Annotated in this window: 26 protein-coding genes; 8 read left to right on the top strand and 18 right to left on the bottom strand. The window is 45.3% G+C overall.

Going from position 1 to position 26,742, the window contains the following annotated elements; all coding sequences use genetic code 11:
• Positions 1-7 precede the first annotated feature (7 nt).
• The 5 genes from uvrA to M3193_RS14430 form a co-directional block, all read right to left on the bottom strand.
• Complete coding sequence (gene uvrA / locus M3193_RS14450) at positions 8-2,878, bottom strand: excinuclease ABC subunit UvrA (protein ID WP_251629080.1); 2,871 nt, start codon at positions 2,876-2,878, stop codon at positions 8-10.
• Between the two features lie 7 nt (positions 2,879-2,885).
• Complete coding sequence (gene uvrB / locus M3193_RS14445; RefSeq protein WP_251629078.1) at positions 2,886-4,868, bottom strand: excinuclease ABC subunit UvrB; 1,983 nt, start codon at positions 4,866-4,868, stop codon at positions 2,886-2,888.
• Positions 4,869-5,186: 318 nt separating this feature from the next.
• A complete protein-coding gene (locus M3193_RS14440; protein ID WP_251629076.1) occupies positions 5,187-5,420 on the bottom strand; it encodes an IDEAL domain-containing protein in 234 nt (77 codons plus the stop codon).
• 100 nt (positions 5,421-5,520) lie between these two features.
• Positions 5,521-6,732, bottom strand: a complete 1,212-nt coding sequence (locus tag M3193_RS14435; protein ID WP_251629074.1) for an ABC transporter permease — start codon at positions 6,730-6,732, stop codon at positions 5,521-5,523.
• Positions 6,716-7,465 carry an ABC transporter ATP-binding protein gene (locus M3193_RS14430; protein ID WP_251629073.1) on the bottom strand — a complete coding sequence of 250 codons (750 nt, stop codon included), beginning with the start codon at positions 7,463-7,465 and terminating at the stop codon, positions 6,716-6,718. The genes M3193_RS14435 and M3193_RS14430 overlap by 17 nt, the downstream gene beginning before the upstream one ends.
• 153 nt (positions 7,466-7,618) lie before the next feature.
• On the opposite strand from M3193_RS14430, the gene M3193_RS14425 reads away from it, so the two are divergent.
• From M3193_RS14425 to M3193_RS14415, 3 genes are all read left to right on the top strand, one after another.
• The gene (locus M3193_RS14425) at positions 7,619-8,044 is read left to right on the top strand and encodes an HIT family protein (RefSeq protein ID WP_251629071.1); all 426 of its coding nucleotides are present in this window, start codon (positions 7,619-7,621) and stop codon (positions 8,042-8,044) included.
• Positions 8,045-8,157: 113 nt separating this feature from the next.
• Complete coding sequence (locus tag M3193_RS14420) at positions 8,158-8,682, top strand: tryptophan transporter (protein WP_251629069.1); 525 nt, start codon at positions 8,158-8,160, stop codon at positions 8,680-8,682.
• A 115-nt stretch (positions 8,683-8,797) separates the two neighbouring features.
• Positions 8,798-9,160, top strand: coding sequence for a YtxH domain-containing protein (locus M3193_RS14415; RefSeq protein WP_251629067.1), 363 nt, complete (start codon positions 8,798-8,800; stop codon positions 9,158-9,160).
• 87 nt (positions 9,161-9,247) lie between these two features.
• Here M3193_RS14415 and M3193_RS14410 read toward each other — a convergent pair whose 3' ends face one another.
• Positions 9,248-9,688, bottom strand: coding sequence for a YybH family protein (locus M3193_RS14410; RefSeq protein WP_251629065.1), 441 nt, complete (start codon positions 9,686-9,688; stop codon positions 9,248-9,250).
• 259 nt (positions 9,689-9,947) lie between these two features.
• On the opposite strand from M3193_RS14410, the gene M3193_RS14405 reads away from it, so the two are divergent.
• Together M3193_RS14405 and M3193_RS14400 are read left to right on the top strand one after the other, a co-directional pair.
• Positions 9,948-10,547 (top strand): HTH-type transcriptional regulator Hpr, encoded by a 600-nt coding sequence (locus M3193_RS14405; protein WP_251629063.1) that lies wholly within the window; start codon positions 9,948-9,950, stop codon positions 10,545-10,547.
• A 59-nt stretch (positions 10,548-10,606) separates the two neighbouring features.
• Complete coding sequence (locus M3193_RS14400; RefSeq protein WP_060210602.1) at positions 10,607-10,792, top strand: hypothetical protein; 186 nt, start codon at positions 10,607-10,609, stop codon at positions 10,790-10,792.
• A 46-nt stretch (positions 10,793-10,838) separates the two neighbouring features.
• Here M3193_RS14400 and M3193_RS14395 read toward each other — a convergent pair whose 3' ends face one another.
• On the bottom strand, positions 10,839-10,931 hold the full coding sequence (locus tag M3193_RS14395) for a YjcZ family sporulation protein (RefSeq protein WP_153010094.1): 93 nt from the start codon (positions 10,929-10,931) through the stop codon (positions 10,839-10,841).
• Between the two features lie 141 nt (positions 10,932-11,072).
• Here M3193_RS14395 and M3193_RS14390 point away from each other — a divergent pair, with 141 nt between their 5' ends.
• Complete coding sequence (locus M3193_RS14390) at positions 11,073-11,957, top strand: peptidylprolyl isomerase (RefSeq protein ID WP_251629061.1); 885 nt, start codon at positions 11,073-11,075, stop codon at positions 11,955-11,957.
• Positions 11,958-12,017: 60 nt separating this feature from the next.
• Here M3193_RS14390 and yhaM read toward each other — a convergent pair whose 3' ends face one another.
• The 5 genes from yhaM to M3193_RS14365 form a co-directional block, all read right to left on the bottom strand.
• Positions 12,018-12,956, bottom strand: coding sequence for a 3'-5' exoribonuclease YhaM (gene yhaM / locus M3193_RS14385; RefSeq protein WP_251629059.1), 939 nt, complete (start codon positions 12,954-12,956; stop codon positions 12,018-12,020).
• On the bottom strand, positions 12,953-15,841 hold the full coding sequence (locus tag M3193_RS14380) for an ATP-binding protein (protein ID WP_251629057.1): 2,889 nt from the start codon (positions 15,839-15,841) through the stop codon (positions 12,953-12,955). Before M3193_RS14380 ends, yhaM begins: the two co-directional genes overlap by 4 nt.
• Positions 15,838-17,067, bottom strand: coding sequence for a metallophosphoesterase family protein (locus M3193_RS14375; RefSeq protein ID WP_251629055.1), 1,230 nt, complete (start codon positions 17,065-17,067; stop codon positions 15,838-15,840). Before M3193_RS14375 ends, M3193_RS14380 begins: the two co-directional genes overlap by 4 nt.
• 136 nt (positions 17,068-17,203) lie before the next feature.
• Positions 17,204-18,466 (bottom strand): ABC transporter permease, encoded by a 1,263-nt coding sequence (locus tag M3193_RS14370; RefSeq protein ID WP_251629053.1) that lies wholly within the window; start codon positions 18,464-18,466, stop codon positions 17,204-17,206.
• Positions 18,459-19,358, bottom strand: a complete 900-nt coding sequence (locus M3193_RS14365) for an ABC transporter ATP-binding protein (RefSeq protein ID WP_251629051.1) — start codon at positions 19,356-19,358, stop codon at positions 18,459-18,461. The genes M3193_RS14370 and M3193_RS14365 overlap by 8 nt, the downstream gene beginning before the upstream one ends.
• 162 nt (positions 19,359-19,520) lie before the next feature.
• On the opposite strand from M3193_RS14365, the gene M3193_RS14360 reads away from it, so the two are divergent.
• On the top strand, positions 19,521-19,706 hold the full coding sequence (locus M3193_RS14360; RefSeq protein ID WP_251629049.1) for a YhzD family protein: 186 nt from the start codon (positions 19,521-19,523) through the stop codon (positions 19,704-19,706).
• Between the two features lie 70 nt (positions 19,707-19,776).
• Positions 19,777-20,208 (top strand): methylglyoxal synthase, encoded by a 432-nt coding sequence (gene mgsA / locus M3193_RS14355; protein ID WP_285852010.1) that lies wholly within the window; start codon positions 19,777-19,779, stop codon positions 20,206-20,208.
• A gap of 5 nt (positions 20,209-20,213) precedes the next feature.
• Here mgsA and M3193_RS14350 read toward each other — a convergent pair whose 3' ends face one another.
• The 6 genes from M3193_RS14350 to M3193_RS16840 form a co-directional block, all read right to left on the bottom strand.
• Positions 20,214-21,026, bottom strand: a complete 813-nt coding sequence (locus tag M3193_RS14350; protein WP_251629047.1) for an STAS domain-containing protein — start codon at positions 21,024-21,026, stop codon at positions 20,214-20,216.
• Between the two features lie 81 nt (positions 21,027-21,107).
• Positions 21,108-21,887: an enoyl-CoA hydratase gene (locus M3193_RS14345; RefSeq protein ID WP_251629044.1), complete on the bottom strand. Its 780-nt coding sequence runs from the start codon at positions 21,885-21,887 to the stop codon at positions 21,108-21,110.
• A gap of 127 nt (positions 21,888-22,014) precedes the next feature.
• Positions 22,015-23,523, bottom strand: a complete 1,509-nt coding sequence (locus M3193_RS14340; protein WP_251629042.1) for a coproporphyrinogen III oxidase — start codon at positions 23,521-23,523, stop codon at positions 22,015-22,017.
• A 73-nt stretch (positions 23,524-23,596) separates the two neighbouring features.
• Positions 23,597-23,947: a YlbF family regulator gene (locus M3193_RS14335; RefSeq protein ID WP_251629040.1), complete on the bottom strand. Its 351-nt coding sequence runs from the start codon at positions 23,945-23,947 to the stop codon at positions 23,597-23,599.
• Between the two features lie 12 nt (positions 23,948-23,959).
• On the bottom strand, positions 23,960-25,108 hold the full coding sequence (locus tag M3193_RS14330) for a DUF445 domain-containing protein (RefSeq protein ID WP_251629038.1): 1,149 nt from the start codon (positions 25,106-25,108) through the stop codon (positions 23,960-23,962).
• A 189-nt stretch (positions 25,109-25,297) separates the two neighbouring features.
• Entirely contained in the window at positions 25,298-26,731 is a 1,434-nt protein-coding gene (locus M3193_RS16840) for a bifunctional metallophosphatase/5'-nucleotidase (RefSeq protein WP_251629036.1), read from the bottom strand.
• Positions 26,732-26,742: the final 11 nt, after the last annotated feature.

Raw genomic sequence — 26,742 nt, 5'->3', positions numbered from 1 at the left:
GAAGGTTTCACTCTTTTCCGGCTGCGGTTTCAATCAGTTCTTTCATTCTTTGCCGGTCCCGTTCCAAAATCGGTTTTAAATAGTGCCCGGTATAGGAGACTTCACTTTCCGCCACTTGCTCCGGAGTTCCAATCGCAATGATTTGGCCGCCTTTGTCCCCGCCTTCCGGTCCTAGATCGATAATATGGTCGACGGTTTTGATAACGTCGAGATTATGTTCGATGACAAGGACTGTATTTCCGGTATCGACGAGCCGTTGCAAGACGAGAAGCAGTTTTTCGATATCGTGTACATGGAGTCCAGTCGTCGGTTCGTCTAGAATATAGAATGATTTGCCGTTGGATCGTTTATGCAGTTCGGAGGCGAGCTTCACCCTTTGTGCTTCACCGCCCGACAACGTCGTAGCGGGTTGTCCAAGTTGAACGTAACCGAGGCCCACATCGACGATTGTTTGCAGTTTTCTGCTGATTTTAGGGATGTTTTCAAAGAATACGAGTGCATCTTCGACAGTCATGGAAAGGACATCCGCAATATTTTTCCCTTTGTACGTTACTTCAAGCGTTTCGCGGTTATATCTTTTCCCGTGACATACTTCACAAGGGACATACACGTCAGGAAGGAAGTGCATTTCAATCTTGATGATCCCGTCTCCGCGGCAAGCTTCACAGCGACCGCCTTTCACGTTGAAACTGAATCGCCCTTTTTTGTAACCTCTCACTTTCGCCTCGTTTGTCATGGCAAAGACATCACGAACGTCATCAAAAACCCCTGTATAGGTTGCAGGGTTCGATCTTGGCGTCCGTCCAATTGGGGATTGGTCGATTTCAATGACCTTTTCCAACTCCTCAAGACCTGTGACGGATGTAAACTTCCCAGGTTTCTGCTTGGATCGGTTCAACTTCTGGGCAAGCACTTTGTATAGCACTTCATTTACGAGCGTACTTTTCCCGGAGCCTGAAACGCCCGTCACGGCAATGAACTGTCCTAATGGAAAGTCCACGTCAACATCCTTCAAATTGTTCTCTGAGGCACCCTTGATCGAAACGATTCTGCCATCAGGCTGGCGCCGTTCTATCGGCAAAGGGATGAATCTCTTGCCGCTTAAATATTGTCCAGTCAATGATTTCGGATCATTCATCACTTCTTCCGGTGTCCCGGCTGAAACGATCTGTCCTCCGGCAGCGCCTGCACCAGGTCCTATATCGATCAAATAATCCGCAGCAATCATAGTATCTTCATCATGCTCAACGACAATTAGCGTATTCCCGATATCCCGCATGCTTTGCAATGTACCGATGAGACGGTCGTTGTCACGCTGATGAAGGCCGATCGAAGGCTCGTCCAATATATAGAGGACGCCTGTCAAACGGGATCCGATCTGCGTGGCAAGCCGGATGCGCTGCGCCTCTCCGCCGGATAATGTTCCCGCGGCCCTCGATAACGTCAAATAATCCAGGCCGACATTGATGAGGAATCCTAGTCTCTCGGCGATTTCCCGTAGGATGAGTCTTGCGATTTGCATATCCTTTTCAGACAGGACTAGATTGTTGAAAAAACGGTCCGCTTCCGTAATGGATAATGACGTCACTTCCCCGATATGCGTCCCGTTCACTTTAACTGCGAGCGTCTCCTCTTTCAATCGGTATCCGTGACATGCCGGACAAGCGCGGCTTGCCATGTATTTCTCCATTTGTTCACGTATATAATCGGAGGATGTCTCCTTGAAGCGGCGCTCCACATTTGCAAGAACACCTTCGAAATAGATGTTGTTCACTCGTGTATTGCCGAATTCATTCGTGTATTGGAATTTGATCTTCTCTTCCCTTGAACCATAGAGGATAACGTTCAGATCATCATCCGGCAAATCTTTCACCGGCACATCCATCGGTATTTTGAAGTGCTTGCAAATTGTTTTCAACAGCTCCGGATAGTATTGGGAACTCGTTGGTATCCATGGGGCAATGGCGTTTTCATTCAATGTGAGTGAATTATCCGGGATGACGAGATCGGGATCCACCTCGAGTTTCGTCCCAAGACCATCACAATCCGGACATGCCCCGAATGGACTGTTGAATGAAAACATGCGCGGTTCCAGTTCCCCAATGGAAAATCCACAGATTGGACACGCATGATGCTCGCTGAACAGCAACTCTTCGACGTCAATTACATCGACCAATACAGTTCCTTCGGCTAACCGTAATGCGGACTCGAGGGAATCGCTCAGACGGGCTTCTATCCCCTCTTTCACAACAATCCGGTCGATAACGACCTCAATCGTGTGTTTCTTATTTTTATTCAACTCGATATTATCGTCGAGATCGATTACATCCCCGTTGACACGGATCCGGACATAGCCTTGCTTTTTAATGTCCTCAATCAGCTTCGCATGTGTTCCCTTCCTGCCGGATATGACAGGCGCAAGGATTTGAAGTCGCGAACGTTCCGGCAGTTGCATTATCCGATCAACCATCTGCTCGATTGTCTGGGAGGAGATTTCAATCCCGTGATTCGGACAGATCGGCTTGCCGACCCGTGCAAAAAGCAATCTCAAATAATCATAGATTTCAGTTACGGTTCCGACGGTGGAGCGCGGATTGCGGCTTGTCGTCTTCTGATCGATCGAAATTGCAGGCGACAGCCCTTCAATTACATCCACATCCGGCTTATCCATCTGACCTAAAAACTGCCTCGCATAAGCGGAGAGCGACTCAACATACCGTCTTTGCCCTTCCGCATAAATCGTATCGAATGCAAGGGAAGATTTTCCCGAACCGGACAAGCCGGTCATGACGACGAGCTTGTCACGCGGGATGCGGACATCAATATCTTTCAGGTTATGGACTCTTGCCCCTTGAATGACTATTTCCGTGTTTTTCATCGCATTATCACCCTTCAGCCTTCAATTCTAGTATCGTATCGCGCAATTCGGCAGCCCTTTCGAAATCAAGCGCTTTTGCCGCTTCCTTCATTTCCTTCTCTAAAGTCGCGAGCAATTTTACTTTTTCTTCCTTCGACAATTTCTTGCCTTGAGTCGCTTTTTCCAAGAAGGAGACTTCCTCTTCCGCTACTTGGGTCGCCCTGATGACGGCGCGAACATCTTTTTTGATCGTCGTCGGAGTGATGCCATGCTTTTCATTGTACGCAATTTGGATTTCCCGACGTCTCGCGGTTTCATCAATCGCTTTTTTCATCGAATCCGTGTAACGGTCCGCATACATGATGACTTTTCCTTCAGAGTTACGCGCCGCCCGGCCAATCGTTTGAATAAGAGCACGCTCAGAACGGAGGAACCCTTCCTTGTCGGCATCAAGAATCGCAACAAGCGACACTTCGGGAATATCAAGTCCTTCCCTCAGCAAGTTGATGCCTACGAGAACGTCGTAGGTGCCCAATCGGAGTTCCCGGATAATTTCAATTCGCTCCAATGTCTTGATCTCAGAATGCAAATATTGGACTTTGATGCCGATATCCTTGAGATAGTCGGTAAGGTCTTCGGACATCTTTTTCGTCAAAGTAGTAATCAATACCCTTTCGTTGCGCTTTGTACGCTCATTGATTTCATCGATCAGATTATCGATCTGCCCTTCGATCGGCCGTACGTCGATGACTGGATCAAGTAAACCGGTAGGCCTGATGATCTGTTGAACCATTTCCGGGGTATGCTCAATTTCATAAGGACCTGGTGTTGCAGATACGTAGATGGCTTTGTTGACATACCGCTCGAATTCATCAAACATGAGCGGCCTGTTGTCCAAGGCGGACGGGAGACGGAAACCATGATCGACCAATACTTGTTTCCGCGCCTGGTCTCCGTTATACATTCCCCGGATTTGCGGCAAGGTGACATGACTTTCATCGATGACCATTAGAAAATCTTCCGGGAAGTAGTCGAGCAGTGTGTAGGGGGTTGCCCCTGCAGGACGTAATGTCAAATGTCTCGAATAGTTCTCGATCCCTGAGCAGAAGCCCATTTCCCGCATCATTTCCAAGTCATAGCGGGTGCGCTGCTCGAGCCGTTGCGCTTCAAGAAGCTTATCTTCCTTGCGCAGCACGGCGAGACGCTCTTCCAATTCCGTTTCAATATTCGCGATCGCCTTCACCATTTTCTCTTCGCCCGTGACAAAGTGGGATGCCGGGAAGATTGCGACATGTTCACGTTCGCCTAAAATTTCTCCTGTAAGGGCATCGACTTCACGGATGCGGTCGATTTCATCGCCAAAAAACTCGATGCGGATGCAATGTTCATCCTGTGAAGCAGGAAATATTTCAACGACGTCCCCCCGTACACGGAATGTCCCCCGCGTGAAATTGATGTCGTTTCTAGAATACTGGATGTCCACGAATCGTCGGAGCAGTTCATTCCGACCGATTTCCATGCCTGATCTAAGCGAAACGACGTGCTTTCCGTACTCCTCCGGCGAACCGAGGCCGTAAATGCAAGATACGGACGCTACGATCAGTACATCATTCCTTTCGAACAAGGCAGATGTCGCGGAGTGGCGCAGCTTATCAATTTCATCGTTGATTGTCGCGTCCTTCTCTATATAAGTGTCCGTATGCGGCATGTATGCTTCCGGTTGGTAGAAATCATAGAAGCTGACGAAATACTCGACCGCATTATTCGGAAAGAACTCTTTAAACTCGCTGTACAATTGGCCAGCGAGTGTTTTATTATGTGCAATGACTAGTGTTGGTTTATTGATTTCTGTTAAAACATTCGAAACGGTGAACGTCTTCCCTGTTCCGGTCGCCCCTAGGAGCGTCTGATGCTTTTTGCCTTCCTTGATGCCTTCCACGAGCTGTGAAATGGCGGCAGGTTGGTCGCCCAGCGGAACGTAAGGAGCGCGTAAATCGAATTTCTGAACCATAACAAGCCCCTCCCCAAATGAATTATTTCCATTTTACCATAGTCAAGTGCGAGACCAAAGAAATAAGAGAACGTATGTTCAAAAATATAAGTGGAGGCGGCCATTCAGCTCCGACAAGTAAACCAAAGATGTGCTCGTAACGCCTTTCTTTGTGAATGCGTTCGATGGAGGGCTTGAATAAAAGGCACTTTTTCGCCCTTTGCTTCAAGGCCGAAGCTACTCGAGGAGCTGGCCGCCGGAACTGCCCAGCCAAAGAATAAAAAAGCGGGTCTGCACAGCTAATCGATTGACGATTAGCAGGCAGCCCGCTTTAGTTGTTTAATTCTCTTCAAGCTTCATCAGTTCATCCGTCAGACTTTTAAAAGCGTACTCGTCCTTATCATCAAGTGCAAGATCAATCAGCCGCAAGAGACGTTTTTTTGTTTGCTCCCGATGAATATGGTTCAGGAATAGATCCATATAAATATCATTCAACAATCTCTCTGCTTGTAGCGTAGTACTACTTTTCCCCACGGCTTTTAAGAACTCGGCATATGAATAATTGTTTTCCATCTCCCTCACCCCTGATGCCTTTTTTTCATTATACATAACTCTGGGGTTCAGTTGCAAGGTTTTTGGGAATATTCTATTTTTATTTTTTCGAGCGAACTTTTCATGCTTCTTCAGGTTTTTCATTGGATGCACGGATTGTCACTTCGGAAACGATGAGAACGAGTACTGCCATAATGACAGGCGGCAAGGATATGCCGAATGTTATCAGCCCCGCTACGAGAACTGAAAATGACTGAAGCAATTGAACGCCGCTAACTGTTTTCCGGATGGCAGGAACCCTCGTATTTTCCGATTCAGGGAACAGCATATCCATTCTGAAATCATCCCCCGCCCGTAATGCATGCATCAATTGGATGGATGATGCAAAAGCCAGTGCACTGATGAAAATATAGACAACAATCGGGAAAGGAATGAGAACGACGCCTACTACCGATAAAGCGGTCAATCGGACCCAAAGCCAAAAAATATCGTCTGTGCGCACAAGAGTCCTCCGGAGCAAATAACGTTGAGGCGATGCTTGTCCGTATTGTGCAGGACGCATAAGGAATCCGAGCCATGCACGGCGGCTTACCGATCCTTTTAAATGTGGAACGTCCGTGAAATAATTTGCGAAACGGTAAAAACGCATCATGCGATTTTGCTCGAGCGTTATGAAATGTTCATAAGGAAACGGGTTTGCAACGCTTCTTTTCTTCCAGAATAAATAATAGACTGCCATCAGCACACCGACGAGGGGTATGAGATATGGACTGCCAGCCAGCATCACATATAGAATAAGCGCCGCCAACACGAATCGGACAAGACGATCTTTCCAGACACCTTCCCCTTCATTGGCACGGCGGTAATGGTATTCCGTCTCGACGTACAGCCATTTCACAAGGAAAATGACGATGGCCGTCAGAATGAATTGCGGTTTTCCTGCGACTTCTGTTGCCGCCAACAACGGCAATAGGACGATAAAAAGGATGTAGGGCACCGGGAGCTGGGAAAATAGTGAATACCGTAGCGACCGTTTCAGATAGTCTTCAAGTTTATTTTCCATCGGAAGGAAGAAGACGATGTCTGCAGGCTTCAGCAACGTAACAGGTGACCCGATGGATAAAGTCGCCCCGATAAGGATAGCCGCTAAGATTGCTGAAGGGAATTCTGATGGCACTTCTTTCAACCATTCACTGTATGCGTACCCGCCCGCCCCTATCGTAAAGAGCAGGACGATTGCCAAGTGTCCGGTGAAAACGAACCGCATATATTTTTGCAGTTCAGTCATGTAGTGGACGAACCGGTTCCCCCAAATTTCACGCAAGTTGTTCATTGTCATTATCCTCGGTCATTGAAATATATAGCTCGTCCAAAGTAGCGCCTGGCCGGTTAAAGGCTTTCCGCAAATCGTCCATCGTCCCTTGCGCCCTCACTCGTCCTTCATGCAGCAGAATAATCCGGTCGCAATGCTTTTCTGCAGTGGAAAGCACATGCGTCGACATCAATACAGAAGCCCCGTTCGCTTTCCGTTCAGATATTTGTTCGAGTAATGAACGGATTCCGATCGGGTCTAGCCCTACAAATGGCTCATCAATGATATATAGCGAAGGCTCCACTAAAAACGCACATAAGATCATGACCTTTTGCCTCATCCCTTTTGAGAAATGAGAAGGAAACCAATTCAACCTCTTCTCCATCATGAATTCTTTCAATAGCATTTCAGTGCGCGCCTCGAATGATTCGCGGTCTAGTCCATATGCCATCGCTGTCAATTCAAGATGTTCCTTCAGCGTCAGCTCTTCATATAGAATTGGTGTTTCCGGAATATATGTGAACGCTTTACGGTAAACTTCAGGGTTTTCGCGAAATGTGACGCCATTAACGACAATTTCGCCATTATGTGGATTCATCAGTCCGATAATATGTTTAATCGTTGTACTTTTCCCGGCACCGTTCAAGCCGATCAAGCCGACGAGCTCGCCCTTGCCGATTTCAAATGATAATTCATGCAGAACAGGCTTGCGTGTATACCCACCTGTCACTTCTTTCACTTCAAGAATTGCCATAGTCATCCTCCATTCTAATTTCCATTTTACCAAACATCAGACCGGAATGCTTTGTCCATCTTTCACGCATTAAATGAAAATATGCTACACTTATGTCATTAATGAATACTTCTCCGCTTTACGGAGACTGACAATCGGAAAGGATGACCGCAAATGACATCATGTATCTTTTGTAAAATTGTAGAAGGCACCCTCCCTAGCGAGAAAATCTATGAAGATGACCACGTCGTCGCTTTCATGGACGTCATGCCAGTGACGAAAGGGCATGTTCAGCTCATTCCGAAAATCCATCGGGAAAACTTGTATGAAATGACGGAAGAAGAAGCTTCCCGCCTTTTTTCGGTCGCCCCGAAAATCGCGAACCTGTTAAAAGAGGAGTTCAAGCCTGCCGGAATGAACTTGCTTCAAAACAATGGAGCTCCAGCTGGACAAGCCGTGTTCCACTTCCATATGCATTTCATCCCGAGATATGACCAAACGGACGGTTTTGATTCAGATTGGAATCCGAAAGTGGAGGAATTTCCCCAAGAACGGATCCAAGAAATCGCGAATCAGATCCGAAGCCGTATCAGCGAATAAAAAGTCTTGCAATTCCATGAAATTACCAGTATACTTTTCATAAGTTTTCGCTGACGATCACGAGGATACGTCTGGAGAACGAAAAATAGAGTCCAGTTGAGGAGAGATGAGAATTGAATACGAAAAATCTTATGTTGATGGCACTATTGGTTTCAGTCGGTGCAGCTTTGTACTTGGTCATTCCGGGGTATGGTGAAGGCATGAAGCCGGACTTCATGCTGACGATGATGTTCATCGGCATCTTTTTATTCCCGGACGTCAAGAGCGTCTTTTTGCTAGGAGCGACAACCGGAGTCCTTTCAGGGATCTTTACAAGTTTCCCAGGTGGATTCATACCGAACATCATCGATAAGTTCATTACGGCGTTTGTTGTTTTTGCGGTCATTGTACTGCTTAGAAAAGCCGCAAACCATATTATCGTTTCAACAATCATCGCTTGCTGCGGAACACTGCTGTCCGGAACAATCTTCCTATCCGTTGCCATTTTCGTTATTGGCGCGAAAGTACCTTTCGGATTATTGTTCATAACAGTCGTCCTACCCGCAATCGCTATGAACGGGATAGTATTCTTCATCATCTACCCAATTATTACAACTTTGTTAAAGCGTACTTCATTTAAAACAGCGTTATCTAATTGATACTAAAAGCTTTCCTCACAGGAGGAAAGCTTTTTTTCATTTGCCCGAAACAGTTTACCATGTTTTAATTAAACTATGAAAAGGAATACTATTCGAAATGAAAGGAGTGCACTTCATGAAAGCATCTACGTTTTTGGCGGGTTTACTTGCAGGTTCGGTGACGGCCGCTGTCACTGTATTATTTTCCACTCCACAAACGGGTAGCGAAATCCGCTCGTCTGTTAGAAGCGCTTCGACTGACATGAAGCATAAATTGAGTGACGTTAAAGGAAGGATCGCTGAGTTGAAAGACTCTATCACACATATGACGAAGGAAGCGAAAGAGTTGGTTCCTGATGCAGTCAATGGCATTAAGGGATCGATCGAAGAATGGCAACTCTCGACGGAATCGAACAGACTCAAGCTCGAAAAGGAACTGTCAGCGATCCAGACTTCTCTAGCAGAGTTGGAACAATCGATAGCAGAGCAACAAAAATGATAGACATGATGATAGCCAAACTCGATATCTATTGAGTTTGGCTATCGTTTTGTTAGTAAAAAGCTGCTTACCAGCAGTGTTCCTTTTTCACCTCAAGTTAAAAATCCCCTTACCAGTTTCCATATTTATAGGCAGAGATGAATGTTCATGAGCGATGACCCATGATCCATTCACTTTTTTCAAACCATACGTGAACCGATTTGTTATTTGACGAATTTTCTCACTAGAATCTTCTTGGTGAGCAGCAAATGTTACCGCGCAATGTACGAATGCGAGATCTGAATTTTCCTCCACAATTTGATCATTAAACTCAACGTTTAGTAAAAAACCATCCTCACTCAGTCCATTAAACCAGTCCACCACATTTTCCTTCCATGAAGAAATACCCTTGCTCTCCCAGTTCCCCCAGCAATCATAAATATGCACTTCTGGAGAATACATGGATAGGAACTTTTCAACATCTTTTTCGTAGATTGCCGTTGTGTAATTCTCAAGTACGTCTTCAACTTTTAAAAAGCCCTCCATCATTACGCGCATCCCCTTTACTAATTCTAGAAATAGAAATATGTTTCTATTCGATTTTACTAATAATGCGAGCGACGGAACGGAAAGCATTTGTATGCTATTATTTAATATAGCTAAAACTAGATTGGAAAACCTAACCACTATAACAGTATAACCTCAAATTATTTATGAATATATAGTATTTTTGGAATTTCAACTTTTTTATTTGATATTTTCCTGCTATAATGAAAAAAGACAAACTATTTGATGTTGGAGGTATTTCATGACTGAGCAAAATTTTTCACCAAAAGAAGCAATGATTTATAGTCAACGCGTTGCCCAGATGTCAAAAGCACTTTGGAAAGCAGTAGAAAAGGATTGGCAGCAATGGATAAAACCTTATGACTTGAATATTAATGAACACCATATCCTCTGGATCGCTTACCATCTTCAAGGAGCAACCATTTCAGACGTCGCAAAATTCGGCGTCATGCATGTCTCTACAGCTTTCAACTTTTCAAAAAAGCTTGAAGAGCGGGGATACCTCCAATTCTTCAAGAAAGACGACGATCGTCGCAATACATATGTATCTGTCACCGCGGAAGGTGAAGAATTACTCAACGGCATGAACGAACGCTATTATGACTCAGATCATGGAATCCTGGACGGCTCGCTTCCGATGAAAAGCATCTACGGGAAGTTCCCTGAGTTTTTAGAAGTCATGTCCGTCATCCGGAATATTTACGGGGAAGATTTCATGGAAATCTTCGAACTTGGTTTCAAACGGATCGATCATACATTTGACGATGACCTTGCCTCCTTGAACCACACTGAAAGAGAATTGCAAGAGACCGCTGAATTGCAGACAGCCGATGAAAAATAATGTCATTCCCGCCATGATTCTGCTATGATGAAGTGAAGGTTGAAAGAGGAGGAATTGATTTGATCCTTATCGTTACAGTCATGTTCTCATTGTTTTATTTATTCCAAATCAACAAGATGACATTCGCGTTATGTCAATCACGCGAGATCCCAGAAGAAAAGCAGCCTAAAATATATCGCACTGTCAACATCCTAATTACGATTTTGATTCTTTCGTTCTATCTTGAAGTGCTGTTGAATGTGTAAAAGCAGAAAAGCCCAACCCCTTTACTAGGGAGTTGGGCATTTTCTATTAGTAAATGAACGCTGCTCCGACGATGATCAACAAAATGAACAACACAACAATCAAAGCGAATCCAGAAGAGCCTTGGCCATATCCACTCATTGCGGCACCTCCTCTCTCCTTGTATCCTATGCAACCATTGATAGACCGTTTTAGGCATTTGGCGAGGAACCTTTTTGTTTTATGATCGTTTTTATGGTATAGTATCAACTGTTGTAGAGAAAAGTTAGGGGAGAAAAAACCATGAAAAAGACAGTCCTTGCTATGACAATGGCAGCCTCCGTATTAACAATGGCTGCATGCAGTGATCAAAAAGCGGCTGATGAGGAAATCATCGCCACAACAAAAGTCGGAACAATTACAAAAGAAGATCTATATGAGGAAATGAAAGATGCAGTTGGCCTACCAGTAATGGAAAACTTGCTTCTTCAACAAGTGTTGGAAACGGAGTATAAAGTTTCGGACAAGGAATGGAAAGATGAAGTTAAATCACAAAAAGAGGCACTTGGAGATAATTTCGATATGTATCTCCAGCAACAAGGCGTCACTGAAAAATTCTTTGAAAAGAACGTAAAATCTCAAATGATTCAGAAGAAAATGATCGAGTCATTGAAAGTGTCTGAAGAAGATGTCGCTAAAGGCGTGGAACGTGCAAAAACGGAACTTCACGCTCGCCATATCGTTGTTAAAGACGAAAAGACCGCTAAAGAGGTATTGGCGAAATTGAAGGAAGGTGGAGATTTCGCTGAATTGGCGAAGGAATATTCCACTGAGCCTGTAGCTGAGCAAACAGGCGGAGACCTCGGATGGTTCGGTCCGGGCAAAATGGTACAAGAGTTTGAAGATGCGGCGTATTCCCTTAAAAAAGGTGAAATCAGCGAACCTGTAAAGACAAGCTTCGGTTACCATATCATTGAATTGCTTGACACTCGTAAAGCGGAAACTGAAAAGACGGAAGAAGAAATAAAAACAGAAATCGAAGATGGATTGAAACGTGTCCAATTCGAAGAGAAGCTTCAAGAATTGATTAAAGCGGCTGATGTTGATATTAAAGTCGATGAGTTCAAAAATGCTTTGGACAGCTACTTGCCTGCAACTGCCGATAAGGAAGATAAAGAAAAGAAATAAGATAGAAGAAAAGGGCTGTCTGCAATTCGATTATCCATCGACTTGCAGCAGCCCTTTTTGTCATTCAATATTCGGTTTGTAGAAAGATCGGTTGTCGAGAGGGAAGATTCTTTCCGTGAATTCACCGTTCGCCGTCTTGGACATCGCCCGATCAAGCATATTCATTTTCGCATCGATATTATCGATATAATGAAGAATTTCCGCTTCCATCAACATCGGACGTTTCGGGCTCCCCCACTCCTCTTTGCCATGGTGGGAAAGGACCATATGCTGAAGAAGCATCACTTCTTCCCCATGAATTTCGAGTTCGTCCGCCGCTTTCGATATTTCATTCACCATAATTGTAATATGGCCGAGCAAGTTCCCTTCCACCGTATATTGCGTACCGACCGGTCCGGATAGCTCGATCACTTTCCCGACATCGTGTAGGATGATGCCTGCATATAAAAGATCCTTATTCAAAGAAGGATATAATTCAGCGATCGACTTTCCGAGCTTTAACATGGAAACGACATGATCTAGAAGCCCGGATACATAATCATGATGGTTCCTTGTCGCAGCAGGGTAAACGAGGAAATCTGCTTGGTGTTTTTTCAATAGATGTCTCGTGATCCGCTGGATATGTGGATTTTTCATTTCGAAGAAGTATTGCAACAACTCTTCATAAAGCACTTCCTTGCTCTTTGCGGAAGATGGGACGAGATCCGAAATCGTCACGCCTTCATCTTCTTTCGCAGGGCGGATGCTTTTAATGCGCAGTTGATTTTTCCCTCTGTATTCATGCACTTCTCCGCCGACTTTGACGATTGTTGCAGCCGCATACAGACGTTCATGCTCTTCACCGGCATCCCAAAGCTTTGCCTCGATATCACCGCTTTTATCTTGCAAAATGAGTGTCATAAACGGACTTCCCTGTTGGGTGATCCCCTTTGTCGATTGTTTAATGAGCAAATAAAGCTCAACCGGCTCCCCGACTTGATGTTCCAATATTTTCTTCACCTTATCATCGCCCCCTTGGCGCTTCCACTGTCGGAAACGTTAATAATCGTTGCATTTGTCCAGTATTCTACTATCTTATCATGACACGTGAAATAGATGAACTGATGCTTCGCACTTAACCGTTCCATTATTTCAAACATACGTGAAGACCTCGTTTCGTCAAAATGGACAAAAGGATCATCCAATAACAGTGGAAATGGAGCTGTCTTTTCTTTTGCCGCTGCAAGCGACAAGCGCAATGCAATATACGCCTGTTCCTTCGTCGCCTGACTCAGCTCAATGATCGGATACCGCCTTCCATCTTGGCCAACCGCCTGGAAGTAACCATTTTCCGATAATGCGAGTGCCATGTAAGTGCCCCCCGTCAGTTCACTAAACAGTTGTTCCGCACTGTTCAGCACTTCGGGCAGCTTCTTCTCCTTCAATTCCCCCATCATGCCTTTGATCGCTTCTACGATTGCCTGGCGGACCGACCATTGTTTCGCAAGCTCGGCAAACTCCGCCTTCTTCGCCTCAAACAGTTGCTGTTTCCGCTGATAGGAATCATCCGTCAACAGCTTCTCCGTTTCAACTTCCAGAGCTGCCTTTTCCGTCACAAGCGAATTGATAACTTCTTCGAGGTCTGCTAAACGACTTTCGGCATTGTGGATTTCTTCCCGAAGCTCTCCTTCCGAACGACCACTACCATCCTCAACTGTGCCATGCACTGCCAACTGGGATTCGATATCTTCAAGTTGCTGCAACAACGTCAACGTTTCCTGATAATCGGCATAAGCTTGATAATACTGCTCTTCCGTCTCCACTTCTGCTTCCGTGAATAAATCAAGTTGTTGGCTGCGCAAAGCAGATAACAGCTCTCCCGCTTCCTGTTTCTGCATTTGAATTTCTTCAATCTTTTTCGTGAGAGCATTAAACGTTTGCGCTTCTTCTTTTAACGACAGATAGTCAGACCGCAATTTCTCATAGATGGATGATTCGGATGCTCCCGCCGGAACAAGCCGGTCAATCTCAGTTTGCCTCATGTGAATTTTTCCTTGTAACTCTTCAGATTGCCGGGCGGCGTCTACGAGCTCGCGTTCTATTTCCTGCAACGAGCGTGCCATGCCGAAAAACTCATGAAGGATGCCCGGATTCGGGATTTTCCGCAAGCCATAGGCAACAAAGAATTCACTGATTGCTTCTTCAAGACGTTCCTTCTTCTGTACAATTGCCCCGTACTCTTCCTCTAGCACACCCATTTTCCGTTCAATCGCCTTGGCTGACTCCGCTAGCAGTCTCTGCCTCTGTTCATAGTCTTGCAATTTTCCGACGAGCGCTTCCATCTCCGCTTCCTGTCCTGCATATTCGTTGATTAGCCGCTCCATTTCAAAAGTCTTCGATGACGGCTGGTCGCTGCGCTTGCCAAATTTTGAAAGGACGGCAATGACCGCTAAGCACGCACCAAGTCCCACGACTAGCCATTGACCCCCGATCAGCCCTACTATGGAGATGATGGCTGCGACAACCAGAAGCATCCAAAGCAGCTGCGGGTTTCCATCCTCCCGACTTGAGCGGCTCATTTGTACATACGCTTTCGCTTCAGCCAATCGTCTTCGGATCGACGGCCACTCTTCCGCTTGTTTCCTCTTCGCTTCCGTGGGGGAATCCTTTTGCAGTGAAAGCTGGTCGGTTCGAATGTCGCGCAGTTCGTTCTCCAATTGGGTAAGCTGCCGATCGATATAACCGATCTGTTGGTTCATTTCATTCATTTCCTGCAGTTGACCGTATAGATACTCTTCCTGATGAATCGAAACGTCCGCTTCCAACAGTTCGTCCGATTCCTCCAATCCTAATCGATCGAGCAGCCGCATCCTCTTCACATTCATTTGGGCTAGCCTTTCACGAATTGAACCAACAGATGACCGCCACTCATGCCATTCCGGCTCGCGTGCAAGCAATCGCTCCATTTCCATGAGCATTTCAGGGCGCGGATCAGTAGGCATTTTCTCCGCCATCACCGTTAGCTCAGCTTGCATACCGCTCCTCTTCGCCTCCAACTCCGTCAATCGGCTGCTGATCATCTCATAGCGGCGTATGCCGTCAGACGGAAAGGAAGACTTTCGTACTTCGTCCAGCCTTCTTGTCAGGTTACGCTTCCGCTCTTTCAACGGCACTAATTGCAGCTCCAGTCCGAGAGCCCGATAATGCGCCCGCAATGATTCATATGCCGCTTTCGCTTCCTGCCTTTCCCGTTCAATGTCATGGATCCTATCCATTTTCGGGGCAAAGGTTGCCATGCGTTCTTGCTCGCTTTTCAGCTCTTTCTCCAATTCTCTTAACTCATTAGCCCGAATGTTCATTTCAGGATTCCGGCCGGATTTCTTGAATAAATCCCCCATTTCCTTCTCCATCTTTTTTTCAACACGCAATAATGTGTCGACCCCTGTCGTGCCCGAAGATAGGAGCGTCCGGCTTAATTCGGTCTCGTCCATCCGTTCGAAGCCTTGCAATTGAAGAATGGAAAACGAGAAGATCGATTCGAATGAAGCACGGTCGTATTGCCGTACCAATGCTTGTAAAGCCTCTTCCCCGCCTTGCGTGCCATCCTCGAAATAGACGGTGACGTCCCCCGATGACTTTCCTTGCACCCGTTCAACTATGCAATTGCCATAGACTTCATCATGCAAATGGACTTGACCGCCGAACTTGCCGCCCGCTTTCGGTTCATAGCGCAACTGCGCGCTATTCTTCTGCGGAAAGCCGAAAAGCGTCTGCACGATGAATTGCTGGATCGTTGTCTTACCCGCTTCATTGTGGCCGTAAATTACATTTATACCGTCACGGAAATCAATCGTCTTGTTTTCATGCTTCCCGAAGCCGTAAATGACTAGCTTTCGAATTTTCACCTATTCACCTCCAGCACTGTCGGCAATTCATTCAATAAGAGCTTCTCCACTTCATTGCGTAAATCCTTAATGTCTTCTTCCTTCAACGGGTCAAGATATCGCGCTGTACGGACATGTTGATAAACGTCTCCAAGCACCCGCTTCCAGTCGTTTTCCGACCAGCTGTCGACATGTCCAAGAACGGATTCCAGAAGCGAATTATTTTCTTGCCGATAGAAAGTATTTGTTACGGTCAAACGCTGTACCCACACAAAAGGTTCATTCATATCCAACATTTCACGGATTGCTTCAAGCCATATGTCTTCGGCTGTCTGTGCAAAAAAGGCGGCGGTCTCCTCGTCTAGATTGAGAATTTCAACATCGACGACGGAAGGCCCATGTTCGGAAACGAATGATAGAAGCGCGTCCTCACAGACGGATAGCAGTTCATTCGCATGGCGTATATCGACGCAAGGGATTTGGATGTTCCCGAAATGAACGGCTGATGTCGGAATGAATGAAAGGATCGCCTCCGATTTACTGAGCTCCACTTCGTAGAATCCTTTTTCACCTGATTCATTCCGATGGCGTCCTTGGATATTCCCCGGATAGACAATCGGTGGATCTTCCGATAAGTGCTGGCGTACATGGATATGGCCCAGTGCCCAGTAATCATAATGCTTCGATTGCAGCTCCCCAATCGTGAAAGGAGAATAGACTGCATGCGTTTCATTTCCGGCGAGACTGCCGTGCAATAGTCCGATATGGAAAAAGTCAGTGTCTGAAGCGGCCGGGTACTTGCTGATCATTTCTTCCCGGACATGCCTGTTCGGATAACTGAAGCCATGGAGTACAACGTCCATGCCTCTGACTGTTAATGATACTTCTTCAACGTCCCCTGAAAATTCGTGGACATTCGGCGGCAGTTCGAAACGGGTCCAATTCCCACTCAGATGATCATGGTTTCCATACGAGACATAGACAGGAATCCGAGCTTCATGGAGTCTTTCCATTCCCTCTTGGAACTTCCGTTGTGCACGTAAGCTACGGTCTTCACCATCATAGATATCGCCTACAATTACGATGAAGTCCGGAGATGTCTCCACTGCATAGTCAATTAATCGGTTGAATGCGGTGAACGTGCTTTCCCGCAATTCATTCAAACGTGCTGGCGGCAGTCCTGTCATCCCTTTAAAAGGACTGTCGAGATGCAAATCAGCCGTATGGAGAAAACGGATTGTAGACAAGGAGCACTCCCCCCTTCCTGACGAATATTTGTTCTAATTTTACCATATGAGGAAGAGTAATAGAAATAAATAAAAGCGGAGCTAGACATCGAAAAAGCCGCTCTCCGTCGAACTTCACGACGAAAAACGGCAAGTATCACTCTTTCCCTAATTGAATTGCTTTTTTGATGTCTTTCAGTGATCGTGAAGGTCCATACATGAGGACGCCGCCACGGTACACTCTCGCTCCGAACCAACCGAGGATGAAAATCGTCAACAATGTAATGAATATAGCCAGCAACGGCTCCCACATCGGCAAATCGAGCATCCCTACCCGGAGAAACATGACGAGCGGTGTGAAGAACGGGAAGTACGATGCATACGTCACATAGCCGAGTTCAGGATTGCTTAAGCCCGTTGCGGAGATGATGAAGGCCGCTACAATAAGCATAGACATCGGCATGATCATTTGCTGGACATCTTCCGTTCTGCTTACCAATGAACCTAACAATGCGGCAAGTGTCGCATATAGGAAATATCCGAGCAGGAAGAACACGACTGCATACACCAATGTGCTGATGCTTACATCCTTTAAACTGAAGAAATCGGAAAATCCGCCAGGCACTTCCGTTGCCGATGTTTTCAGGGCGAAATATCCCGCAATTCCATAAATGATGATCTGAAGAATCCCTAACGTACCGATTCCGAGTACCTTTGCAAACATATGCTTAACCGGCGAGACGCTCGAAATGAGGATTTCCATGACCCTTGAAGATTTTTCATTTGCTACATCCATTGCAATCATTGACGAATACATGATCACAGCCATATAGATGACAAACATGAGGACATAGACAAGGACTCTCGCCTGGTTCAGTTCCTCTTCAGATTTTGCTGAAGGAGAAACATTTTTCTGCTCAAATTGAATGGGTGTAAATAATGTTTGCACTTGTGCACCCGTCAACGAAAGCTCCTCCGCTTTCATTTCCGCCTGGATCGACTGCAATGCATCCTGGATGCGCATCGGCAATGAAAAGTCCATCATGCTCATCGTCGTATAATTTGCATGGATTGTTCCCTGTCCATCGACTGAAAGGCTCAGGAATGAATCGATATCTCCGGAGGAAACTTTATCGGAAAGAATCTGCTCCGATTCATCGGCCTCTTCGATAGTTATTTCATCTTTTCCTTGCGCTAGCTGTGCTTGCAGCCGATCAACGAGCACCCCGCTCGTATCTACCACTTGCAAGACATTTTGGGATTGCCCAGCGCCAGTCAAGTCTTGAACGGTATCAATTATTTTCGATACGTTCGCCAACAGGAATATGGCAGCAACCATAATGACAGTTGTAATCATGAATGATTTTGCTTTGGCCTTCGTCGTAAAAGCCTGTTTAAAAATGATCCAAAACTCACGCATACTCTTTCCCCACCTTTGCGATAAAAATGTCCTGCAAGGAAGGCTCTTCAATTTCAAAATGACGGATCGGCCCCGCTTGCAATGCTGCTGAAAGCAAATCATTCGCGACTTTTTCATCCTCGATCTGGAATACGGCCCCTTCGACTGAATGTGCAACGGTAAGGACTCCCGGCACGGTATCGAGTCCCGTCAAGTCATGATCGGAACGGATTCGCACATTTTGCCTGCCGAATGACCGTTTCACATCCCGGAGCGATCCGCTGACAATCTGCTTGCCGTGATGGATGATGCTCAGCTTCTCACATAATTCTTCCACATGGTCCATCCTATGGCTCGAAAAGAGGATGGTCGCCCCGTTATTCCTGAAATCGGTGATTGCTTTCTTCAACATTTCAACGTTCACCGGGTCAAGGCCCGAGAACGGTTCGTCTAGGATGAGCAGCTTCGGATCATGCATAAGTGCTGCAATGACTTGAATCTTTTGCTGATTCCCTTTCGACAGCTCCTCCACCTTTTTGTTCTTGTTTTGCGTAACTTCAAACCGTTCGAGCCAATAATCAATCGACTTCTTTGCATCCGCCTTTTTCATCCCACGCAGTTCGCCGAGGAAAATAAGCTGATCTTCAACTTTCATCTTTGGATACAGTCCACGCTCTTCAGGCAAATAGCCGATTTCAGGGCTTGTTGCATAGGAAATCGTATTATCGTTCCAGGCAATATTTCCTTCGTTCGCATTCAATAATCCTAGAATCATCCGGAACGTAGTCGTCTTGCCTGCCCCGTTTGCGCCGAGGAATCCGTACATTTGGCCTTTATCTACGCTTAGATTTAATTGATCTACAGCGGTGAAATCCCCGAACCGCTTCGTTACGTTTTCAAGTTGCAATGACATTGTATATCCCCTTCCTTTTCAACCTTCTATTTATTACGTTTCAACTAGGATAATAGTTTCAGTAATTGCACCTGCTTTTTTTATCTCTTTTTCCAAATGAATAACTATTCATTTTTATCGGGGTCGTAGTATAATGGAGAAAAGCACGGGAGGATGAGCAGCTTGAGAACTTATAAATTGACGGCTTATGAAAAGACGGGGAAATTACTTACAGAAGAAACGTTTACAGCGGAAAATGATGATTTGGCAAAAGAAAAAGGCCATGCATTGCTCGAAGAAAAAAATCTTCTTGAACAAACACATCGCCTAGCTTCGCCTGCAGGAAAATTATTGTTGTTTCATGTGTGATGTAAAGTTTGGCGGCAATCTTGCCGCTATGATATGTTAATGGAGCAAGCCACAGTATGGAGGTGCTTCTTTGAACATTGCACTCATTGCACATGATCAGAAAAAGGACGAAATGGTGAATTTCACGATTGCATATGAACACGTATTTTCGAAATTCGAGTTGTATGCAACGGGTACAACCGGCAAACGAATTATGAAAGAGACTGGCCTAAATGTTCACCGGATGATGTCCGGACCTTTAGGCGGGGACCAGCAGATCGGGGCGATGATTGCCACAGGAAAGCTGGACTTGATCCTGTTCTTCCGCGATCCATTGACCGCACAGCCCCATGAGCCTGATGTAAGCGCGTTACTGCGACTTTGTGATGTATACGGAATACCGCTCGCTACGAATATCGCGACTGCCGAATTGTTGATTGCAGCGGTGGAAAAAGGATACTTCACTTGGCGGGACACAGCAGATAAATACAAATCAAAAGAACTTGATCCTGTAGAGGATTAAGTTTTTTAATTTGCGAAATAAATGCTCAGAGCTTGCTGAAGCGTACCGACCATTTGCGTATTCCTCTCGAATTGTACGCCGAGACGAACCATGTTCCGGACGACATCCGGCCGTAAACCGGTAATTGCAGTCGTACAGCCCATCATAGCTGCACCATCAATGATTTTCTTCAACTGATCAATCACTTCAGCTTCCATGAAAGCGATTCCAGATAGGTCCATGAGCAATGTTTGAATATGTAATCGGCCGACTTCCGTCAATACTTTCTCTTCCATCACTTTCGCCCTGTAATAATCGATTGAGCCGATTATAGGCAGAATACAAACATTCGGGTTAATCGGGATGATAGGCACGGATAGGTTTTCCACCAGATCCCTTTGCGCTTTCAGCAACTCATCCTTATAAGCAGAGTAACTAATGAAAAATACATTAAGGAATTGATCGATTGAGCTGTTAATCTGTCTTTCAAACTGAAAGAACTTGATTTCCACATCTTTTTCGGCAATAAATCGTTGAAGGAATGTCCAAAGTGTCCTCCGGATTGCCTGCACCCACTCCAATTTGAACGAGAGTGTCAAGGAATGGGTCGCCCAAGCAATCCCTTCCACTTTGGCGAATTGCCGAAGTTCATCCAATTTAGTTTCCAAAGCATAACTAACAAGTTTATGTGCATTATTAATTAAGTCAATATTGCCCACTTCTAGGATCGTATTAATTTTCTCCCTTACTGTTGACGCTTCGAATAATAATTCCTCTTCAAAACTCTCCCCGTTTTCCTGGATGAATCTTTTCAATTCTAAAGTAAGATCGATAGTCATAAGTATCCTCCGGTGTAATCCCATTTTTATCACGCGAGTACAGCTGTTTCCCTCTCTGGAAGGCAACAGCTGTACATGTATTCATTCTCCTATAAATGCAGGTTTCCGTTTTTCTACAAAGGCACTAATTCCTTCTAAATGATCCTTTGTTTTGCGCATAGCGACTTGCTGTTCACTTTCCATGCGCAATACATTTTCCAATTCATCGATCTTTTGTTCATGTAAAATCTTTTTGGATGCAAGCATTGCCGCGATTGGAGCAGACAGGAATTTTCGGGCTAGCGCCTCGGATGCTTGACTGGCGCTTCCATCCGGAACGATTTGGTCGACGAGACCCTTCTCCTTAGCGGTTTCGGCATGCATCACTTCCCCGGACCAAATGAGTTGCTTAGCTTGCGGGACTCCGATCCGCTCTTTCAAGAAGAAATGGCCGGCTCCATCAGGTACGAGCCCAATACCGATGAAATTCATTGCGAGTTTACTATTCTCTTCTGCAACAATGACATCACAGCCGAGCGCCATACTGAAACCGAGTCCTGCAGCGGCTCCATGGATTGCGGCAATCGTAATTTGCGGAAGTTCGTATAATGCCTTGGCTAAGCGTGACACATCGACCATCACTTTACTGATATCCATTGGCGAATCGGGATCAATCATTTTCTTAATATCCCCGCCTGCCGAGAATGTGCGGCCAGCCCCATTGATTATCAACACTTGAACTTCCTCATTGGATGAAAGAGATTCAAAGGCGTCAGCGAGTTCTTTCATCATCGTATCATCCATTGCATTCATGGATTCCGGCCTATTCATTGTCAGCCGAGCAAGCCGGCCTTCCATTGTCAATTCGATTGTAGAATACAAAAGTAAATACCCCCTCTAAAAGATGAATAAACATTCATTAGTACTTATTCGATGATTAGTAAAAAAATCCTTCTTAAATCGAAATAAAAACCTTAACACTTTTCGAGTGCTAAGGTTTACTTCGACTTCAGTCTACTTGAATGGCTTGTGGGAAAATCCTCTCAAGATGTTCTATTTTCTTTTCGATATATTCTTCAAACGTAAGGATATAGGCAGCTGGATCTTTCGGATTTTGGAATTGAGTGATTTTACCGGTAGCCGGATCCATGAACTTACTGGATGCGCCGCAACCAATTCCGATGATCGTTTGGACTTCTTCCATGATAATTATGTTGTATATGCTTTCCTCGCCCGGTTTCGCGTACCCGACATTCTCCAAGTTGCCGAGGATGTTTTTTTGGCGATACAAATAATAAGGGACATAGCCGTTTTCTTTCGTCCATTGCTCCCCCATCTTCATCATCTGTTCAACTGTTTCCCTGTCAGCGACTTTATATTTCTCTTTGTTCCGCGTCATTTCGGAAGCCCGTTTGAATGAAAGCGTATGGACTGTCAATGACTCCGGCTGCATTTTCGCCGTTTCGTCGAGCGAGTGGCGGAATTCTTCCAGTCCTTCATTCGGCAAACCGATGATCAGATCCATATTGATGTTTTTCATCCCCATGTTTCGGGACAACCAGAATTTATCGATCGTTTCTTGGACGGAATGATGCCTGCCGATCGCTTTCAACGTCTCATCTGTATATGATTGCGGATTGACGCTGATCCGGTCGATGCCCCATTTTTTCAGAACATCGATTTTAGCTGGTGTAATCGTGTCCGGACGTCCTGCTTCGACAGTCACTTCTCTTACTTCCTTCATATGTGGAAATGAATCATACATTGTCTGATAAAGTGCATCCATTTCGTCCGCTTCGATGGAAGTCGGCGTTCCCCCGCCAAAATAGATTGTCGTAATCTTAATGTCCCGTTCCGTCAACCATTTTCCGATTTCGCGGATTTCTTCGTGCAGACCGTCAAGAAATGATTCGACACGTCCGTTTTTCCGATGGATGGCGTAAGCCGGAAATGTGCAATACGCACATTTTGTCGGACAGAACGGGATACCGATGTATATACTGACGTCATTTTGAATCTGATGCAAGTCAGGGATGGCCTCTAGTTGGACATTTTCAATCGTTGCCAGAAGCTCACTTTTCTCTTTGGAAATCCGGTGTTTTTCCATTAAGAGACGTTTTGCCTCTTCAACTGCATAGCCTTGCTGGCGGTATTTATGAAAAAGCTTCATCGGACGGATTCCGGTAAGGATGCCCCATGATTGTTTCATTCCGGTGAGTTGCTCCAGAACTTCAAGGAATACGTGGGAATAAATCCGTTTCAGCTGACGGGTCTCGGTTTCCGAATTGTCCGTTGTCTTTTGTTCAGAAAAAGTGGCGCTGAATTCTTTACCATTATACGTTAGATGGGCGTGGCCAACGATTGCTGCACTGTCTATATTTATGGATAAGTCAACGAGAATGCCTTCTTCTTCCCGGTCTGTGATGACTTTTGATTGCTCGAAAAAAAGATTGGCAAGATGGGTGAACATCCGTATCCAATCTTGTTCGAATGATTTTGTAAGGATTATTTTTTGCATGTTTTACTCCATCTTTCTGTTATCATCTTTAACTACTTGAAATAATAACACAAAAAAACCGGCTGAGCCGGTTTTATTGCATACTTTCATACATTTCCTGAACCGGCTTCATTAAAACGCGGTTCACTTCTTCAATCAGGCCGCTCAGCTTCATTTCCGCTTGGAGCATTTGCATGATCTTCTCATTTTGCTGAGCTAATTGTGCTGTCTTTTGTGCATACTCCAGCTCTTCATGCGCAATTTCTTCGCCTTGCATCTGCTTTTGCTGCAGATCCATTTGGATTTTACGGAAGCTCTTGAACAGCTCAAGCGCCTGCTCATCGTTCTTCACTTCCTCAATCGCGTTTTTCACCTCTGCAAATTCGTCAGTCTTCCGAAGTGTCGACTCCAATTTGTTCAAGTCATCATAAATATTAACAGCCATTAGTTATTCCCCCTATGATAAGTTTGTAAAAAAGACGATCATGCCTTGCACAATACCAATAATACCACCTAACAGTGCTCCGAGGACCGTAATCATTTTGAATTCGCGCCTCGAAATGCCAAGGACGAGATCTTCCAATACAGAAACCGGGAACGTATCAACCTGCTCCTTGACAATTTCGTCAAGCTTCAGCTTTTTCAACGAATCCTCCAGTTGCTTTTGGGCTTGATCGAAAGCGAATTGCATCACTTTCGGTGTCAAATTTTCTGCAGTCCATTCGGAACCTTTCGGCCAGTAATCGTGGATTGTTTTATCCAAACGGGTATCTAGCGCAAGTTCCTTGTTAGCATATGCTTTGATAGAAGTGAACAGTCCCTCCCAATCGAATCCGGCAAGCAGTTCCTCCATTGGACGCTTTTGCAGCTTTGTAAATTCCTTGTCCATCAATGAATACAGCAGATCGTACGTCCCTGGCGCGTTGATGAATTTCAATGCTTCGCGCTGCACTTTCTCAACGAGCGAGTTGGAATCACCGAAAAACATGTTCAACATGCCGCCAAATGTCCCTTTCGACTCGAGGAAGTCATTAATCAATTTTTGGAACATCACTTTTCCTTCATACGAATCTACAAATTGTTCGGCTCGCTGCAGGATATAGTTCGTCATTACAGGAATATGTGCATGCGCCCGTTCCTGCCACTCCAAAGGGACAATCTCTTCAATCGTGCCCGAAGTTAGTTTAGTGCGCACGCTAATGAGCTGGGCATCGATAAGTGATTCGATTCTCCGCTCGGCTTTCTTGACAATGTCGTGTGCGCCCGCCACTTGCAGCCAGTCATGCAACGTCTTGTCCGATTGAAGCACATGCTCTTCCATCTTGCTTTGCAGAAATGCCTCCGCTTTTCTTTCCATTTCAGTCGTCAATAATTTATTGCGCAATACATCGGGAGTGACTAAATAGTTCGTCACTGTCCTCCCAAGTTGCACGGCAAGTTCGTCGCGCCGTTTTGGAATCAACCCTGGTGTGAATGGAAGCCGCCAGCTTCCAATATATTTCGCCTCATGGGGCCTGAACAGCATCTTGATCGCCAGGTGATTCGTAAATCCCCCGATCAATGCCCCGATTACAGCCATAAACAACAATGTCCATAAGAAATTCATTGCTTCACCTAATTTCCAATTCGTTCGGTTTTCATTATAACAGAAGGAGTTGATTTGGAAAAAGCATTCGATATAGTGGGCGACAGCTTGATTGAAAAGAGCCGATCACCTCTATTGGTAATCGGCTAGTGCGGTACATAGTTTCGACCCCTCGCACTGTTGTGCAATAGCTTTATATCCATCCCGCTTTTATACGCTTATGATTTGCTTGGAACCACGTAATTCAAAAGGCCCTTTCTCTTTCAGAAATGAAGAAATCACATCAATAGCTTGATGGTCAAAGTATGTTTTATTTTTTTCACATTCCTTCATTACTTGGCCGCCTCCTCCTGCCACTTTATACGTTGCATGATCGTCAAGTTCTCTTCCTCCTACATGCAAAGTCTGAATTCGGTGCCCCTTTGGATTATATGGCTTGTATGTCATGGAAAGCCCAGATGAACGCAGAATATAGCCACCTTTCTGCTTGAAGGGATTCGCAGAAAATACCATTTCTAAATTTTTCTCCAATGTTTTCCGAAGTGCTTGCCCCTCGATTTCGACCGTGAACAAGTTCGGATTCGTCGGAATGATGCTATACAAATCAAAAATGGACAATGGACCGGCTGCCATCGGAGGACCATACCTCCATCCATGCGAGAAGGCAATATGACAGTCATAGGAATGCAAGTAAGCATCCGTAATAAGCTTATCCATCGGCGATTGCTCTAAGGACATCCGGTGAAGCAGGGTATTCGTTACACCGGCAATCTCATTTATTTCCTTACTGAATGGTTCGAGTGCGGTATTCACCAATTCCGCAACATGAGGATCTTCCTGCATATTTTCATGTACATCAATCAGCTGGTACTCATAGTGAGTTATGCTAGCACCTTCTACTGTGAGATCCAAACGGCCTAAAAATGCAGCGTTAGAACCTGCTTGAACGACAAGAGTTCCTTCCACGTCAATCGGGTTTATAACCCGGTCATGACTATGCCCCGACAGGATAACATCGATTCCTTTCACAAGGGACGCCAACTTCACGTCCAAAGGCAAACCCAAGTGACTGACAACGATGATTAGGTCCACTTTATCTAGGATTGCTTCGACAATTCCGCTTACTTCTTCCACGCCCAATGTAAAGGAAAGTCCATTAGTAAAACTTTCCGGCATTGTCTCCTTTTCATGACCATACGTCAGTCCAATGACGCCAACATTCATTCCCGTCAATTCATAGATCTTATAAGGTGTCAAAAATGGCTCTTGGGTATCATCTTCAAATACGTTACATGCTAGTGTCGAGCAAGGCAATTCGCCAACTAATTTCTTCAGTTGCTTTTTCCCATAAGCAAAATCCCAATTACCCGGCACAAATCCATCTAACTCCATTTCTTTCAAGATAGGGATCAATGCCTCCCCTTTGCTTTTCACTAGCGGCAACGTTCCATGGAACAAATCGCCACCGTCGAAAAACAAGACATTCTTTAGTTGCTTTTTTACATCTTTCACATACTTGCTTATTCTTGCAAGCCCCCCTGCCCTTTTTAGAACAGGGGCATTTCCTTGCCAATAAAATTCATCATGCGCATCTAAACAACCATGTGTATCATTTTGCTGAAATATAGTTATTTTTTTCGTCACGGGATCTCCCC

Origin of the sequence: Sporosarcina luteola (assembly GCF_023715585.1) — a bacterium.
GTDB lineage: Bacteria > Bacillota > Bacilli > Bacillales_A > Planococcaceae > Sporosarcina > Sporosarcina luteola_D.
The sequence above is the reverse complement of the archived record's forward strand: the minus strand, read 5'-3'. Positions and strand labels throughout refer to the sequence as shown.